The sequence below is a fragment of the Luteococcus sanguinis genome (genome assembly GCF_039527675.1).
Taxonomy (GTDB): Bacteria; Actinomycetota; Actinomycetes; order Propionibacteriales; family Propionibacteriaceae; genus Luteococcus; species Luteococcus sanguinis.
On sequence record NZ_BAAAKI010000014.1, the window covers coordinates 77326 to 93196 of the forward strand.

Sequence of the window (15871 nt, forward strand, 5' to 3'; positions counted from 1 at the left end):
TACAAGGCGCCGCAGCCAGACGCACCGGGGAAAACCGGCACCAGAACTACACTGGAAACCATGGCTGACTGGACCGACGGCGCGGAGTACGCCCCCGTGGAGCGACCCGCCGGGTTCGCCACACCCCGAGCCACCCCGCTGGAGCTGGTCGAGGAACCCGCCAGCCCAGCCGACGGACAACCCGCCGTGCCCCCGTCGGAGTACCGCGCCGAGGCGGCGCGTCCGCTGGAGGAACTGGTCCCACTGCCGCGCAGCCCGCGTGATCCCGCAACGCCCTTCGGCGTGAACGGCACGGTCGCCGAGTCGAGCTGGGGCGCGGTGCACTCGTCGACGTCGTGGCACCCGACCCAGCCCCTGTCGACCGGCAACAGCGCAACGAGCGCCGTGGTTGCCGGCCCCACGCTGCCGGCCCCGACCGGTGCCCCGGTCTGGCCCGCACCGATGGGCAACCCCCAGAACACGCTGAATCCCCAGAACACGCTGAGCCCCCAGAACACGCTGAGCCCCCAGAACACGCTGAGCCCCCAGAACACCCCGGCTCCATGGGCCGCGCAGAACCAGCAGTACCCGGCCCAGCAGCAGTACCCCGGACAGCAGCAGTACCCCGGACAGCAGGCCTACCACCCCGCCGAACCCAAGCAGACGCTGTGGCAGGCCTTCACCCCCGGCACCATGCTCACCATCGGCCTCCTGGTCGCGGGCCTGCTGTTCGCCGATTGGGCGCCCTACCTGCTGATCGGCGCCAGCCTGGCCAGCGGCAGCATCACCCGCGGACGCGAGATCATCCGTCCCGCCTTCAGCGCCTCGATGTTCGCGCTGATCGCGTCCTGGCTGGCCCAGGACATCGGCGCCTTCGACCTGGGCGCCGCCGGCGCGGGGCAGCTGTTGTGCCTGATCATGCTCGTGGTCGTCCCGGCCTCGGTGTGGTGGAGCTGGCGCCGGTGAGTCGTCCGCGGTCGATCGCGGACGTGGTCCGCGCCCTTCCGCCCGAGGGCCTCGCCGAACTCGTCCGGCTGCGCCCTGACCTCGCCCACCCCCGCCCGCACGACCTGGCCGAACTGGTCGACCGGGCGACCGGGAGCGCCTCCACCCAGCTGGCGATCGAGGGGCTGGACGCCTTCCAGCGCCGCGTCTGCCTGGCTCTGGCCGCCACCGAGGACGCCATCACGACCCGTCGTCTGGCCGCGCTGATGGCCGCCGAACGCGGAGCCGTCGGCACCGCCATCACCGCCCTCGCCAAGCGCGCCCTGGTCTGGGGCAGCGACCGGTCCTGGCACCTCACCCGCGCCGCCAGGGCCGCCTTCGGCCCCTACCCGGCCGGGCTGGCGCCTGCGTCCGCACTGCCGCTGGACGACGCGACGATCGACCAGCGCGTCGCCCTGGCCGGACCCGACGCCCGCGAGGTGCTGGAGCGCCTGCTGTGGACCAACCCGACCGGCCGCGTCGCCCACGCCGAACGACGCGGGGACGTCGACTCTGACCGCCCCGTCGACCGGTTGCTCGGCCTCAAACTGCTGCGACCACTGGATTCCGAGACGATCATCCTGCCCCGTGAAGTCGCCCTGCGGCTGCGCGGCGGACGCCTGTTCACCGACGAGGTGCCCGACCGGGTGCCCAGCTGGCCGCCGGCCGAGCCGTCGACGATCAGTGAACGCGCCGCCGAGGGATCGGCCTTCGAGGCGGTCCGCCAGCTGGAGGGCCTGGTGGAGGCGCTCGGACGCCTGCACCCGCGCCCGCTGGCTACCGGCGCGATCAGCCGCCGCGACGCCAACACCCTGTTCGCCGAGGTCGGGGACGACCGCCAGGCCCTGCTGTTGCTGCTGCTGGCCCAGCACCTCGGCCTGGTCGCCAGCCAGGGCCAGGCCTGGCTGCCCACCACCAGCTGGGACCGTTGGCTGGAGCGCCCCAACTGGGAGCACTGGACCATGCTGCGCGACGCCTGGCTTGGGTTGGAGACCTGGCCCGACCCGGAGGCACCCGTTCTCGCCGGCAGCCCGCTCGGCTGGGCCGCTCCGCTGCGCCGGCTGGCCCATGCCCAGCTCGTTGCCGCCGCCCCGGGAACCCCGATCACCGCCGAGACCCTCGCCGCACGCATCGAGTGGCTGCGCCCCGGCTGGGCCCGGCTTGACCTGCCCGCCGCCAGCACCCAATTGGTCGACGAGGCCCGCCGGTTGGGCCTGGTCGCGCTGGGCCGCCGGACATCCTTGGTCGACGCGGACGATGACCCGGGCTTCCCAGAACCCGTCGCCCAGTTCGTCGTCCAGGGTGACCTGACCGCCGTGGCCCCCGGGCCGCTGCACCACGACGTCGCCCGGACGATGGCCCTGCTCGCCGACCGCGAGTCCACCGGCGGGGGTGGCGTGCACCGCTTCACCGCGGCCAGCCTGCGCCGCGCCCTCGACGCCGGGTGGACCGCCGACGAGGTGCGCGAGTGGCTCACCGAACACTCGTCCACGCCTCTGCCGGGAGCGCTGGACTACCTGGTCACCGACGTCGCCCGCCGCCACGGGCAGGTGCAGGTGACCCCGGTCGCCGCCGTCGTCACGATGGAGGACCCGGCGGTCGTCGAGTCCCTGCTCACCCACCAACAGGCCAGCTCGCTCGGCCTGCGCCGGCTCGCGCCCACCGTCATCTCCGCCGCTGCTGAACCTGCCGAACTGGTCGCCTTCCTGCGCGAGGCTGGTCTGGCGCCGATCGCGACGGACGAGTTCGGCCAGCGCCGCACCACCCCGCCACCACGGCGCGCCCGTCCGACGACCCCGCCGCAGCGGACGTCCGTCCCGGAACTCGACCCCGAAGCCCTGGTCACCGAACTGCTCGGACGCGAGGAGGGCCTGCGGACGGCGACCGAGCAGGCCACGATGGTCGACCTGCTGCGCCACCAGGTGGCAGAGCCGGGCTGGCTGGGCGTCGAGTACGTCGCCGAGGACGGCGCCCCGCGCTCGATGACCGCACGGGTGATGGCGGTCTCCGGCGGGCAGGTTCGCCTGATGCGCAAGGCACAAGGGCCGATGACGCTGTCACTCTCGCGTCTCATTTCCGTAACCCGGGTCACCTAGAATTTCGTCATGCAGCGCATCGCCACTCCCCGCCTCGTGACGGTGGTGGCGTGCGCCGCGACGGCGCTGCTGGTGGCGATGTTGCCGACGAGGGTGTCGACGCCCGCACTGGTCGCGGCACCGGCCGATGACCAGCCCACCAGCACGGCGACGCCGGTGGTGGCGACCCCCAGCGGAACCCCGAACAGTTCCCGGGACCGCACCCCACCCTCCCCGGTGACCGAGTTGAAGATGGCGGGGAACGACTCGTCCACCTTCACGATCACCTGGCACCCGGCCACCGACAACATCGCGGTGACGCAGTACCTGGTGATGCTGAACGGTGCCTACTCCACCCGCACCACCAGCCTCGGCGCGAACTTCGCCTGGTTCGACGACCAGAAGAAGATCCTGGTGCAGGTTGCGGCCATCGACGCCGCCGGCAACCGCTCCCAGTGGCGCTCGCTGTACATCGTCCCGCCGCCCACGGCGAACTCCCAGCCGACGCAGACCCAGCGCCAGCAACCAGCCCCGCCGCTGGACTACCAGACCGAACCGGCGACGCGGTCCACCAGCCACTACACGACTCCTTCCCGCACCACGAGCACCAGCCCCTACAAGCCGCCGGCCGCCGACCCGACCGAGACTGCCTCGCTGCCGCCGAGCGCCACGCCGACGCCCAAGAGCCCGTCCACCACGAAGAGCACGACACCCAGCAAGTCGCCCTCGCCGAGCAAGCCGACCAGCCCGTCGACGGCGCCCTCCACCACGACGGCGGCTCCTTCGCAGAGCCCCACCAACGGCCCCAGCACGCCACCCGACCAGGGCCCCCAGCTGGTCCCCTCGCCCACCCCCGGCGGTTGAGCGCGAGGCATACTGGCTGGCGATGAACCAGCCCCTGATCGTCCAGTCCGACCGCACGCTGCTGCTCGAGGTCGACCACCCCGACGCCGACGCCTGCCGCATCGAGATCGCGCCCTTCGCCGAGCTGGAGCGCGCCCCCGAACACGTCCACACCTACCGCGTCACCCCGCTGGGGCTGTGGAATGCCCGCGCCGCCGGCCACGACGCCGAACAGGTCGTGGACTTGTTGATGCGCTGGTCGCGCTACCCGGTGGCCAGTTCCCTGCTGGTCGACATCGCCGAGACGATGGGGCGCTACGGGCGTCTGCGCATCGAGAAGCACCCGACCCACGGGCTGGTGCTGGTCAGCACCGACCGTGCCGTGCTCACCGAGGTGCTGCGCTCGGCGAAGGTGAAGGGCTTGGTCGGGGCGCGGATCGACGACGACACCGTCATCGTCCACCCCTCCGAACGCGGCAACCTCAAGCAGGCGCTGCTGAAGTTGGGCTGGCCCGCGGAAGACCTGGCCGGCTACGTCAACGGCGAGGCCCACGAGATCGACCTCGTGCAGGACGGCTGGACCCTGCGCGGCTACCAGCACCAGGCCGCCGAATCCTTCTGGCACGGCGGTTCCGGCGTGGTCGTCCTGCCCTGTGGCGCCGGCAAGACGATCGTCGGCGCGGACGCGATGAGCCTGGCCAAGGCCACCACGCTGATCCTGGTCACCAACACCGTCTCCGCCCGGCAGTGGAAGGCCGAACTCATCAAGCGCACCACGCTGACCGAGGACGAGATCGGCGAGTACTCCGGCACCTTGAAGCAGATCCGCCCGGTCACCATCGCCACCTACCAGGTCGTCACCACCAAACGCGGCGGCGTGCACCCCCACCTGGAGCTGTTCAGCGCCCGCGACTGGGGCCTGGTGATCTACGACGAGGTGCACCTGCTGCCCGCGCCCGTGTTCCGAATGACCGCCGACCTGCAGGCCCGCCGCCGCCTCGGGCTGACCGCCACGCTCGTCCGCGAGGACGGACGAGAGGGCGACGTGTTCAGCCTGATCGGCCCCAAGCGCTACGACGCCCCGTGGAAGGATCTGGAGGCGCAGGGCTGGATCGCACCGGCCGACTGCGTCGAGGTGCGCGTCACCCTGTCGGATTCCGAACGGATGGCCTGCGCCACCGCCGAACCGGACGTCCGCTACCGGCTCGCTGCCACCGCGGAGAGCAAGAACGACGTGGTCGTCCAGCTGGTGGAGAAACACCGGGGCGAACCGACGCTGGTGATCGGCCAGTACGTCGACCAGCTGGAGGAGCTCGCCGAGCGGCTGGATGCCGAGATCATCACCGGGGCGACGACGAACAAGCAGCGCGAGCGGATCTACCAGTCCTTCCGCGACGGCGAGATCGACCTGATCGTGGTTAGTAAGGTGGCGAACTTCTCCATCGACCTGCCCAGCGCGCAGGTGGCGATCCAGGTTTCGGGTGCCTTCGGTTCCCGGCAGGAGGAGGCGCAGCGCCTCGGGCGCCTGCTGCGACCCAAGGACGGACGTACCGCCCGCTTCTACGCGGTGGTCAGCCGCGACACCCCGGACGCGGAGTTTGCCCAGCATCGGCAGCGCTTCCTCGCCGAGCAGGGCTACGCCTACCGGATCGTGGACGCCGAGGAAATCGAGACCCTGGACACTGACCCTGCTTCCTGAAGTACTCCTGAAGGGGCTTGACTCCGGGGACCCCGGTTCGGCGCGACACGCCGAGCTGGTCAGGTGTCTGGGAGGTGATCAACCTTTCCCGGGATAGCCTCGAGGTGCCCGAACAACCCCCGAAAGGGGGACGTCATGGGTCAACGACGCTCCCGGGCACTTCCCATCACCCCAAGCAGGAGCAATAACATGCAGATCTCCATGAAGTCCCGCCTGGTGGCCGAGTTCCTCGGCACGCTGTGGCTCGTCTTCGGTGGCGCTGGCTCGGCCGTCCTGGCCGCCAAGGTGCTGTCCACCGATCCCACCCCCGTCAACATGGGCATCGGCTTCGTCGGTGTCGCCCTGGCCTTCGGCCTCACCGTCATGACCGCCGCCTACGCCTTCGGACACCTGTCCGGTGGCCACTTCAACCCCGCCGTCACCCTCGGCCTCGCCGTCGCCAAGCGCGTCGAGTGGGCCGCGGTCGTCCCCTACATCGTCGCCCAGGTCATCGGCGGCATCGTGGGCGCGGGCATCCTCTACGTCATCGCCAGCGGCAAGGACGGCTTCTCGGCTTCGGCCAGCGGCTTCGCCTCCAACGGCTACGGCGCCCACTCCCCCGCCGGTTACTCGATGCTCGCCGCGCTCGTCGTCGAGATCGTCCTGACCTGCATCTTCCTGTTCATCATCCTGGGCTCCACCGACAAGCGTGCCCCCAAGGGCTTCGCCCCGATCGCCATCGGCCTGGGTCTGACCCTGATCCACCTGATCTCGATCCCCGTCACCAACACCTCGGTCAACCCGGCCCGTTCGCTGGCCACCGCCGTGTTCACCGGTGGCTGGGCCCTCAGCCAGGTCTGGCTGTTCTGGGTTGCCCCGATCATCGGTGCCGTCATCGCCGGCGCCCTGTACTCGACCCTGACCGACGAGGGCATCGAGCCCGCCGTCGAGGCCGAGGCTCGCGTCCGCGACTGATCGACCCGCAAGACAGCAACAAGCAGGCGCCCGTCACCTTCCGGTGGCGGGCGCTTCTGCGTCATGCCGGGACGGTCGACTCCTCCACCTCGCCCAGGTCGACGCAGGTGCTGCCGTCGGCCTCGGCAAGCGGTTCCAGCGGCGGCCAGACGGTCATCGTCCGCCACTGGTCCGGGGCGAACCAGCCGAACTCCCCCAGCCGCAGCAACTCACCCTCGGTCAGCCCCGCCGGATCGACCTCGAAGGCTTCCGCGACGTCGAGCGCGAAGATCGTCTCGTGCTGGACGAGCACCCGGTCGCTGTAGCCGTGGGTGACGGTCCGGGTGGCGATCGGGCCCAGCAGGTCGTCCGGGTCGCAGCGGTGCCCGGTCTCCTCGAACAGCTCCCGGCACGCGGCTGCACGCACATCCTCGCCCGGGTCGATCCCACCGCCCGGCAACACCCACCAGCCCGACCCGACCACGCCGGGGTCCCGGTCGCTGACCAACAGCACCCGTCCCTGACAGCGGACGAGCACCCGGGCGCCCCGTCGCTCCTTGCGGGGACGGTCGGCGGGATCGACGGGTTGGTAGCGGGGTCGGGTTTCGTCCATGCGTCATTGCCTACCCTTGCCGGGCCTGCGACGGCAAGGAGTAGCATCGCTGGTCTGCCATCTCCAGCGTCCGCCACCCGTCCCCGGGTGCCGCGGACCGTCCGCCGGGTGGGCTCGTCGGGCAGGCACATCACTGCAGCACCACGCCTTTGCACCATCGAGGAGCACCATGCCCACCACTGACGTCAACAGCGCTGACGTGCTCGCCGACGAGCAGGCCCACCTGGAGGCCTCCCACGCCGCCCTGGCCCGGATGCGCGCGGAGTCGGCCGAGTGGTCCACCGCCACCGCCGGCGACTCGGTCAGCACCGCCTTTCTGCGCCAGGCGCTCTACCGCCGGATGGAGTCGCTGGAGAACGACCCCGACACCCCGCTCTTCTTCGGACGCCTCGACTACACGACCACGCTGGGTGCCGAGTACGACGAGGTCGTCCACGTCGGACGTCGTCACGTCACCGGCGAGACCGGCGGCGACCCGCTGGTGATCGACTGGCGCGCGCCGATGAGCCTGCCCTTCTACCGCGCGCATCCCGGGGACCCGATGAAGTGCTCACTGCGGCGTCGGTTCGGCTTCCACGACGGGAGGCTCTCCGCCTTCGAGGATGAGCAACTCTCGGACGCGAACGCCGACACCTCGGGTGCCGAGGCCCTGCTGGAGGCCGAGATCGAGCGTCCCCGAACAGGACCGATGCGCGACATCGTCGCCACCATCCAGCCCGACCAGGACGTGCTGGTGCGCGCGGAACTGGCGCAGTCGATGGCGATCCAGGGTGCTCCGGGAACGGGCAAGACGGCCGTCGGACTGCACCGCGCGGCCTACTTGCTGTACGCCTACCGGGAGACGCTGGGACGCCCGGGCGTGCTGGTACTGGGACCGAACGACAACTTCCTCGCCTACATCGCGGACGTCCTCCCGGCGCTCGGCGAGATCGACGCGACCCAGGAGACCATCGACTCACTGGTCGCCGCGTCCACCGGTCTGGAGGTCAAGGGTGCCGAGGAGGCGGCCCGGGCGGTGCTCAAGGGGGACGCGCGGATGGCCGAGGTCGTCCACAACGCCGTCTGGGGGCACGTCAGTGAACCCTCCGAGACCTTGGTGGTGCCGATCGGGCACCGGGTCTGGCGGGTGCCCGCCTTCTACCTGACCGACGCGGTGAGCTCGCTGGTCGCGCGCGGGGTGCGCTACGAGGCGGGACGGGTGATGCTGCCACAACGCCTGGCCCATCAGGTGCTGCTGCGGATGGAGGTGTCCGGTGAGGTCACCGATGACCGGCTGCAGAACCAGGTCGCCCGCACGAGTGCGACCAAGCAGATGGCGACGGCGCTGTGGCCGAAGCTGGACGCAAAGAAGCTCACCCACCGGCTGCTCACCGACGCCGACTTCCTGTCCCAGTGCGCCGACGGTGTCCTGACCGCGGACGAACAAGAGCTGCTGGTTGGTCCCAAGCCGGCCAGGACCCCGGGATCGATGAAGTGGACCCAGGCCGACCTGGTGATCGCCGACGAGGTGGCCGACCAACTCAACCGGACCAACTCGCTGGGCCACGTGATCATCGACGAGGCGCAGGACCTGTCTGCGATGCAACTGCGGGCTGCCGGACGTCGCGCGTCCACCGGCTCGGTGACGTTGCTGGGTGACCTGGCCCAGGCGACCACGCCGTGGGCATCTCGTGACTGGGCGAGCTCGCTGGTGCACATCGGCCACCCCGGCGCGGAGGTCCGCGAGCTGGTGGAGGGCTTCCGCGTGCCCGGCGAGGTGATCGACTACGCGGCCCGGCTGTTGCCCTCGATCGCCCCGGGGCTGACCCCGCCGCGCTCGATCCGCCGCAACCGGGGTGAGCTGGTGATCCGAAAGGTGGACGATCCCTTGGCTGCCCTGTCAGAGGCGGCGGACGAGTTGTTGCAGCGTCCAGGCACCGTCGGGGTCATCGTCCCCGACGCCCTGGTTGCCACGGCCGAGCTGACCAACGACGACCGCCTGGACCTCGTCCCCGCCTCCCTCGCCAAGGGCCTGGAGTTCGACCACGTCCTGCTGGTGGACCCCGCCGGCATCGTCGCCGGCGAACCCGACCGGACGACCGGCCTGCGCCGCCTCTATGTCTGCCTCACCCGAGCAGTGACCTCCCTGGTGGTCCTGCACGACGCGCCCCTGCCGGACGAACTTTCTGCGTTCCCCGAGGCCTGACACTGATCTTGCGCGGCCCGGGGGAAAGTGCGACGGTGACGAGAACACCACTGCATCGTTGACGAGTGATCGTCGGCGACGCCCTGAAAGTCTGGAGATGCCATGCGCCGTCCCCTCAGCCTGCTGGTCGCAGGCGTGCTCGCCGCCGGGCTGCTTCCCTCGTCCGACGCCGCTGCGGCCGGGCCCCTGCCCCGACAGACCTTCAGCTGTCCCGACCTTGGTGAGGTCGTCGTCGGCTTCACCGGGGCCGCAACGGCACGGGGCGCCGCGCGAGTGGTCGGCGAGGGGCCCGTCAGCATCCAGTCCGTCCGCTTCACCGACGCGGCGGGGCGCAGCACCGATTCCGTGCCGGCGAGCGCGAACGCCTTGGCCTGCACGCCGCTGGCCGTGTCCGGCACCTCGAACCAGTTCGTCGCCGGACGTGGTACCGCCGCGACCAAGGGGACGCTGACCCTGCGCGTGCTCGTCGACACCGACGCGGCGATCACCGCCGCCGCCCAGCAGACCACGCAGGGCAGCTACAGCGCGTCCGCGGTGGCGAACGATCCGGCCGGCTACGGCCAGGTCGTCCCCTTCCCCTACCGCAGCCAGATCGCCAGCTGGGCGAACTCCCGGTCGGGTTCGGTGGCCGTCGCCCAGCGTCCGTCCGGCAGCTCGACGATCTACTCCTACGTGAAGGGCTCCGCGACGAATGTCACCGCCTCGATCGTCAAGGTCCAGGTGATGGCTGCGGTCATGTACCGCGCGCAGGCGGCCAGGCGATCCCTGTCGTCGTGGGAGAAGTCGCAGATGGTGCCGATGATCCGCTACTCCGACAACAACGCCACCACCGCCTTGTGGAAGTCCTTGGGCGGCGGCAGCTACGTGAAGGCCGTGAACGCCCGGATGGGCCTGCGCAACACGGTTCCCGGCCCGGGCCGCTACTGGGGCCTGACGGTCACCAGCGCACCCGACAATGTCGTGCTGGTCGACCACTTCTCCCGCAAGAACCCGGTCATCTCCGACGCGAACCGCGCCTACGGGCTCTCGCTGATGCGCACCGTGTCGTCCGACCAGGACTGGGGCGTCACGGCCGGCCCCGGCGACGACGTCGCGGTCAAGAATGGCTGGCTGCCGCGCACCGACGGCTGGCACGTGAACTCGATCGGCTACAACCACAAGCTCCCCCGTCCCTACACCGCGGCGGTGCTCACGCATTCGTCCAGCGCGGGCATGTCCACCCAGATCGGCACCATCGAGGGTGTCTCGCGCATCATGTGGCGCAACACGAAGACCGCCCGTGGTGACCGCACCGGGGATGGGCGTTCCGACCTGGTGGTGCTGGACACGACCAACACCCGATGGAGCAAGGTCTCGAGCAATGGCGTGCTGGGGGCGCCGGTGAAGGCCAATGGCGGCTGGACGGCGACCTGGATCGGTTCCCCCGGTGACGTGAACGGCGACGGTCGGGCCGATCTGCTGGCCCGCAACAAGGCCGGCCAGTTGCTCCTCTACCCCGGTACGGCGAGGGGTTTCACCACCGCGCGCGTGCTGGGCTCGGGGTGGAACCAGTTCCACGCCCTCACCGTCGTCGACCTCGACGGCGATCGTCGGATGGACGTGCTGGGAGCCAATGCGGCCGGTGAACTGGTCCGCTACATCCTCAGCGCCAGCGCGGCCCCCGTCCGGGTCGGCGTCGTCTCGCGCGGCTGGAAGACCACTCGTCCGCTGGGCATCGGGGACGTCGACAACGACGGACGCGATGACCTGCTGGCGGTGCGCACGGACAAGACGCTGTGGGCCTACCGCTCCACCGGCTCCGGGTTCGCCCTGGTCGGCAAGCGCGGGACGGGCTTCGGGTTCAAGACCTTCGCGACCCCCGGCGACGTCACCGGCGACCTGGTGCCCGACCTGGTGGTCTGGGACGGGTCGAAGGTGCACCTGTACCCGATGACCCGGGGCTTCTGGTTCCAGACCCGTCGCTCGTCGGCCGGGGTCACGGGCCTTCGCCTGATGGCGTGAGGTCAGGCGAGCTCGTCGTCCAGCAACCGCCGCCAGGCGTGGACCAGTGGCGCGTCCACATAGGCCTTGAACTGCCCCAGTGGACGCGCCTGCTCGCTGATCTGGAAGGCGCGGACGCCCGCTCGCGTGAGCCACGGGACGTGCTCGGCGAGCAGTCCGCCGCCGGCCATCACCACCCCTGCGATCGCTTGGTCGGCGCGGCAGCGGGCCAGCAGATCGTCTAGCCCGTGCTCGACGCCGCGGGCCGAACCGGCGGTGAGCACCCGGTCCAGCCGAGGCAGGCGGGCCAGCGCCCGCCAGGCCTTGTCGGTGTCGAGGGCATTGTCGATGGCGCGGTCGAAGGTCCAGCCGAAGTCGCCATCGGCGACCAGCGCCTGGCAGACCTCCAGGTCGACCTCGCCGAGCCCGTTCAGGAAGCCCAGCGCGACGCCGTCCGCCCCCGCATCCAGATAGGACGAGATCAGCCCCCGCAACCGCACGAACTCGCCGCCGTCGGTGCCGAAGCCCTCCCGCAAGCGCACCAGCGGCCGCAGCTGGACGCTCGTCGCGGCGCGCACCTTCTCGACCAGCGCCGGCTCCGGGGACCGTCCGCCGTCATCCAGTGATCCCAGCAGCTCGATGCGGTCGGCGCCGCCCTCTTCGGCGCGCCGGGCATCGTGCTCGTGCAGGCAGACAACCTCAAGGAACCCGGACATGTGTCCATGGTGGCCCCACGATTGCACGACCGCCCGCGGACACGCGCAAAGGGCGGCTCCCCTGCTGGGGAGCCGCCCTTTGTGCTGCGGTTGATGCGTGTCGTCCGAGTGGACGAACGGGCTCAGAAGCCCATGCCGCCCATCTCGTCGCCACCGGGCATCGCGGGGGCAGCCTTCTCGGGCTTGTCCGCGATGACGGCCTCGGTGGTGAGGAAGAGAGCCGCGATGGAGGCCGCGTTCTGCAGGGCAGAGCGGGTCACCTTGGCCGGGTCGATGATGCCCGACTCGACCATCTTGACGTACTCGCCGGTGGCCGCGTTGAGGCCCTCACCGGTGGGGAGCGCGGCGACCTTCTCGGCCACGACGCCACCCTCCAGGCCAGCGTTCTCGGCGATCTGCTTCAGGGGGGCCGAGCACGCCTTGAGGACGATCTGGGCGCCGGTCAGCTCGTCGCCGGTCAGCTGCTCGAAGGAGACATTCTTCGCGGCCTGGACGAGCGCGACGCCGCCACCGGCGATGATGCCCTCCTCGACGGCCGCCTTCGCGTTGCGAACGGCGTCCTCGATGCGGTGCTTGCGCTCCTTGAGCTCGACCTCGGTGGCCGCGCCGACCTTGATGACGGCTACGCCGCCGGCCAGCTTGGCGAGGCGCTCCTGCAGCTTCTCGCGGTCGTAGTCGGAGTCGGAGTTCTCGATCTCCTTGCGGATCTGCGAGACGCGGCCAGCGATCTGGTCGGAGTTGCCGGCGCCGTCGACGATGGTGGTCTCGTCCTTGGTGACGACGACCGAGCGTGCCTGGCCGAGCATCTCCAGGGTCACGCCCTCCAGGGTCATGCCCAGGTCGGCGGTGATGACGGTGCCACCGGTGAGGATGGCGATGTCGTCCAGCATGGCCTTGCGGCGGTCGCCGAAGCCCGGGGCCTTCACGGCGACGGACTTGAAGGTGCCACGCAACTTGTTGACGACGAGGCCGGCGAGGGCCTCACCGTCGACGTCCTCGCTGATGATCAGCAGCGGGCGACCCGACTGCATGACCTTCTCCAGCACGGGCAGGATGTCCTTCAGCGAGCTGACCTTCTGGTTGGCCAGCAGGATGTAGGGATCCTCGAGCGAGGCCTGCATGCTCTCGGGATCGGTCACGAAGTAGCCGGAGATGTAGCCCTTGTCGAAGCGCATGCCCTCGGTGAGCTCGAGGTCGAGGCCGAAGGTGTTGGACTCCTCGACGGTGATCACACCCTCCTTGCCGACCTTGTCCATCGCCTCGGAGATGATCTCGCCGACGGTGGGGTCAGCAGCCGAGATGGTGGCGGTCGCTGCGATCTGCTCCTTGGTCTCGACGGGCTTGGCCTGGTTGCCCAGCTCGTCCGAGATGGCCTTGACGGCGGTCTCGATGCCCTTCTTCAGGCCCATCGGGTTGGCGCCGGCGGTGACATTGCGCAGGCCCTCGCGGACCATTGCCTGGGCCAGCACGGTAGCGGTGGTGGTGCCGTCGCCCGCGACGTCGTCGGTCTTCTTGGCGACCTCCTTGACGAGCTCGGCGCCGATCTTCTCGTAGGGATCCTCGAGCTCGATCTCCTTGGCGATGGAGACGCCGTCGTTGGTGATGGTGGGGGCGCCCCACTTCTTCTCCAGCACGACATTGCGGCCCTTCGGGCCGAGGGTGACCTTGACCGCGTCGGCGAGGGTGTTCATGCCCCGCTCAAGACCGCGGCGGGCCTCGATGTTGAACTCAATCAGCTTTGCCATGGTGTTCCGGGAATCCTCCCGCGTCAGGGGCCGTGGCCCCACGGTTGTCAGGTGTCTGGGTGCTCCTGGCCAGTGCCCGCGACGGACGCCTGCACCCGGTGGGTGCCGACTCACCAGCCGGTGAGAGCTGGCACTCGACTGCGTCGAGTGCCAACACCAGTTTTAGCACTCGACCCAAGCGAGTGCAAACAGTTTCGCGGGCCGCCAGCTGGTCCACGTGCAGCGTCGATTGCAGGGCGACAGCAGGCCGTGACCGGCCTCCAAGAACCGCTTCGAGCGCCGGGCGGACCTCGTCGACGGGGGCTTTCGCGCGTCGATGCCCACCACCAGGCCCGAGACGCAACAGTGCCCGCCCCTGAAGGGACGGGCACTGCGGGCGAACTGTGTCAGTTCTTGAGGTCGTCGACGACGTCGTTGGCCTTGTCCTTCAGGTTCTCGACGTGCTCGCCGACCTCACCGTCGAAGCGCTGGGCAGCGCCCTCGGTCTGAACGTCCGCGTTGTCGGTGGCGTCGCCGTAGGCCTCCTTGGCCTTGCCGACGACCTGGTCCTTGGCATTTTCGAGCTTGTCTCCGATACCCATGTGGTGTTCCCTTCGCCGGAGGCCCTGTTCGGGCCACGTGGGAACCACGCTAGGGCTGTCGACGTGTCGACGGGAAGGCTTTGCGCGGGCAGCGAACTGCCCGCCAGCGCGCGACGCAAGTGAGGCAGGGGTGCTCAGCGAGCGAGGCGGGATGCCGATCGCGCCTTCTGCCGGTTCTCGCGCTGCCGACGCAGGCGCTTGACGAGCAAGGGGTCAGCAGCCAAGGCCGCCGGGTCGTCGATCAGGGCGTTGAGCACCTGGTAGTACCGGGGGGTCGACATGTCGAAGCGTTCACGGATCTCCTGCTCCCGCGGGCCGGTCGCCGACCACCAGGAGCGCTCGAACGCGAGGATCTCGGCGTCGCGCTCGCCGAGCTGGCGAGCCTGGCTGTTCTGGAGGGCTTCGGACATGGCCCCGATTCTAGGTGCAGATGACACCCGTGTCATTCGTCCGCCTGCGCCACTGGCCGGGGCTGGCCCCCGTCGCCACGTCGCGCTTTGATGGGGCCATGGCCCCCACACCACTGCTCCAAGACCGCCCCGTTCGCTGGGGCATCCTCGCCACAGGCGGCATCGCCGCCACCGTCACCGCCGACCTGCTCGCCCTGCCCGACGAGTGCGAGGTGGTCGCGGTCGCCTCCCGAGACCTGGACCAGGCCCGCGCCTTCGCCGCCGAACGCGGCATCCCGCGCGCCTACGGCAGCTACCAGGAACTGGCCGAGGACGATGAGGTGGACGTCGTCTACGTCGCCACGCCCCACTCCCACCACTTCGAGCCGACGCGAGCCTGCATCGAGGCCGGCCGCCATGTACTGGTCGAGAAGCCACTCACCCCCTCGGCTGGCGACACCGACGCGCTGCTTCGCCTGGCCCAGGAGCACGACCGCTTCTGCATGGAGGCGGTCTGGATGCGCTGCAACCCGATCATCCGGCGCGCCGCGGAACTCGTCCACGATGGCGCGATCGGCGAACTCAGCCATGTCCGTGCAAACTTCGAGATCACCTTCACCGGCGACGACTCCCACCGGCTGGTGAACCCCGCCCTGGCCGGCGGCGCAATCCTCGACCTGGGCGTCTATCCCCTGCACGCAATGGACCTCATCCTCGGCAAGCCCGACTCGTTGGTGGCCGCCGGCCGACTTCACCGCACCGGGGTCGAGGCTCACGCGGAGGCGCTGTTGACTTGGGGCGACGTCGTCGGACACGCATCCTGCTCCATCGGCGGCCAGACCCCGATGGCGCTGCACCTGGTCGGCTCAACCGGACGAATCGAGGTGCCCGACTTCCTCAAGCCGAGCCGGATGACGCTCGTCCCCCGTGAGGGTGAACCGGAGGAGTTCAGGGCGCGCGTTCCCGGCAATGGCTACACCTTCGAGGCCCAGGAGGTGAACGCCTGTCTGCGCCGCGGCGCGCTCGAGTCGTCCCTGGTCGACCATGCTTCCACCCGGCGCGTGGCGGCGGTCATGGACGACTGGCGCGCCCAGGTGGGTGCCCCTGCCCTTGACTCCCACGAAGTAGAGTGACGACGGCTGTCCGCGA

The 15871-nt window shown here is 70.1% G+C and carries 13 protein-coding genes; 8 read left to right on the plus strand and 5 right to left on the minus strand.

Annotated features, from left to right (window positions below; genetic code table 11):
- The first annotated feature begins 60 nt into the window (after positions 1–60).
- The 5 genes from ABD089_RS10705 to aqpZ all read left to right on the plus strand — a co-directional run bounded on the left by ABD089_RS10705 (position 61) and on the right by aqpZ (position 6534).
- Entirely contained in the window at positions 61–945 is an 885-nt protein-coding gene (locus tag ABD089_RS10705; protein WP_343886374.1) for a hypothetical protein, read from the plus strand.
- Positions 942–3059 carry a helicase-associated domain-containing protein gene (locus ABD089_RS10710; protein ID WP_343886375.1) on the plus strand — a complete coding sequence of 706 codons (2118 nt, stop codon included), beginning with the start codon at positions 942–944 and terminating at the stop codon, positions 3057–3059. Before ABD089_RS10705 ends, ABD089_RS10710 begins: the two co-directional genes overlap by 4 nt.
- A 9-nt stretch (positions 3060–3068) precedes the next feature.
- Entirely contained in the window at positions 3069–3902 is an 834-nt protein-coding gene (locus tag ABD089_RS10715; RefSeq protein WP_343886376.1) for a hypothetical protein, read from the plus strand.
- 22 nt (positions 3903–3924) lie between these two features.
- Positions 3925–5580: a DNA repair helicase XPB gene (locus ABD089_RS10720; protein WP_343886377.1), complete on the plus strand. Its 1656-nt coding sequence runs from the start codon at positions 3925–3927 to the stop codon at positions 5578–5580.
- A 189-nt stretch (positions 5581–5769) separates the two neighbouring features.
- Positions 5770–6534, plus strand: coding sequence for an aquaporin Z (gene aqpZ / locus ABD089_RS10725; RefSeq protein ID WP_343886378.1), 765 nt, complete (start codon positions 5770–5772; stop codon positions 6532–6534).
- Between the two features lie 61 nt (positions 6535–6595).
- Here the strand turns inward: aqpZ and ABD089_RS10730 are convergent, their stop codons facing one another.
- Complete coding sequence (locus ABD089_RS10730; protein ID WP_343886380.1) at positions 6596–7126, minus strand: NUDIX hydrolase; 531 nt, start codon at positions 7124–7126, stop codon at positions 6596–6598.
- A 169-nt stretch (positions 7127–7295) separates the two neighbouring features.
- On the opposite strand from ABD089_RS10730, the gene ABD089_RS10735 reads away from it, so the two are divergent.
- Both ABD089_RS10735 and ABD089_RS10740 read left to right on the plus strand, forming a co-directional pair.
- Positions 7296–9311 (plus strand): HelD family protein, encoded by a 2016-nt coding sequence (locus tag ABD089_RS10735; protein WP_343886381.1) that lies wholly within the window; start codon positions 7296–7298, stop codon positions 9309–9311.
- A 102-nt stretch (positions 9312–9413) separates the two neighbouring features.
- On the plus strand, positions 9414–11312 hold the full coding sequence (locus ABD089_RS10740) for an FG-GAP-like repeat-containing protein (protein ID WP_343886382.1): 1899 nt from the start codon (positions 9414–9416) through the stop codon (positions 11310–11312).
- A 2-nt stretch (positions 11313–11314) separates the two neighbouring features.
- Here the strand turns inward: ABD089_RS10740 and ABD089_RS10745 are convergent, their stop codons facing one another.
- The 4 genes from ABD089_RS10745 to ABD089_RS10760 all read right to left on the minus strand — a co-directional run bounded on the left by ABD089_RS10745 (position 11315) and on the right by ABD089_RS10760 (position 14743).
- A complete protein-coding gene (locus ABD089_RS10745; RefSeq protein ID WP_343886383.1) occupies positions 11315–12007 on the minus strand; it encodes a copper homeostasis protein CutC in 693 nt (230 codons plus the stop codon).
- Between the two features lie 122 nt (positions 12008–12129).
- On the minus strand, positions 12130–13752 hold the full coding sequence (groL, locus tag ABD089_RS10750) for a chaperonin GroEL (RefSeq protein WP_343886384.1): 1623 nt from the start codon (positions 13750–13752) through the stop codon (positions 12130–12132).
- Positions 13753–14138: 386 nt separating this feature from the next.
- Complete coding sequence (locus tag ABD089_RS10755) at positions 14139–14333, minus strand: CsbD family protein (protein ID WP_343886385.1); 195 nt, start codon at positions 14331–14333, stop codon at positions 14139–14141.
- 134 nt (positions 14334–14467) lie between these two features.
- Positions 14468–14743, minus strand: a complete 276-nt coding sequence (locus tag ABD089_RS10760; RefSeq protein WP_343886386.1) for a DUF3263 domain-containing protein — start codon at positions 14741–14743, stop codon at positions 14468–14470.
- Between the two features lie 98 nt (positions 14744–14841).
- On the opposite strand from ABD089_RS10760, the gene ABD089_RS10765 reads away from it, so the two are divergent.
- Positions 14842–15855, plus strand: coding sequence for a Gfo/Idh/MocA family protein (locus ABD089_RS10765; RefSeq protein ID WP_343886387.1), 1014 nt, complete (start codon positions 14842–14844; stop codon positions 15853–15855).
- Positions 15856–15871 lie beyond the last annotated feature (16 nt).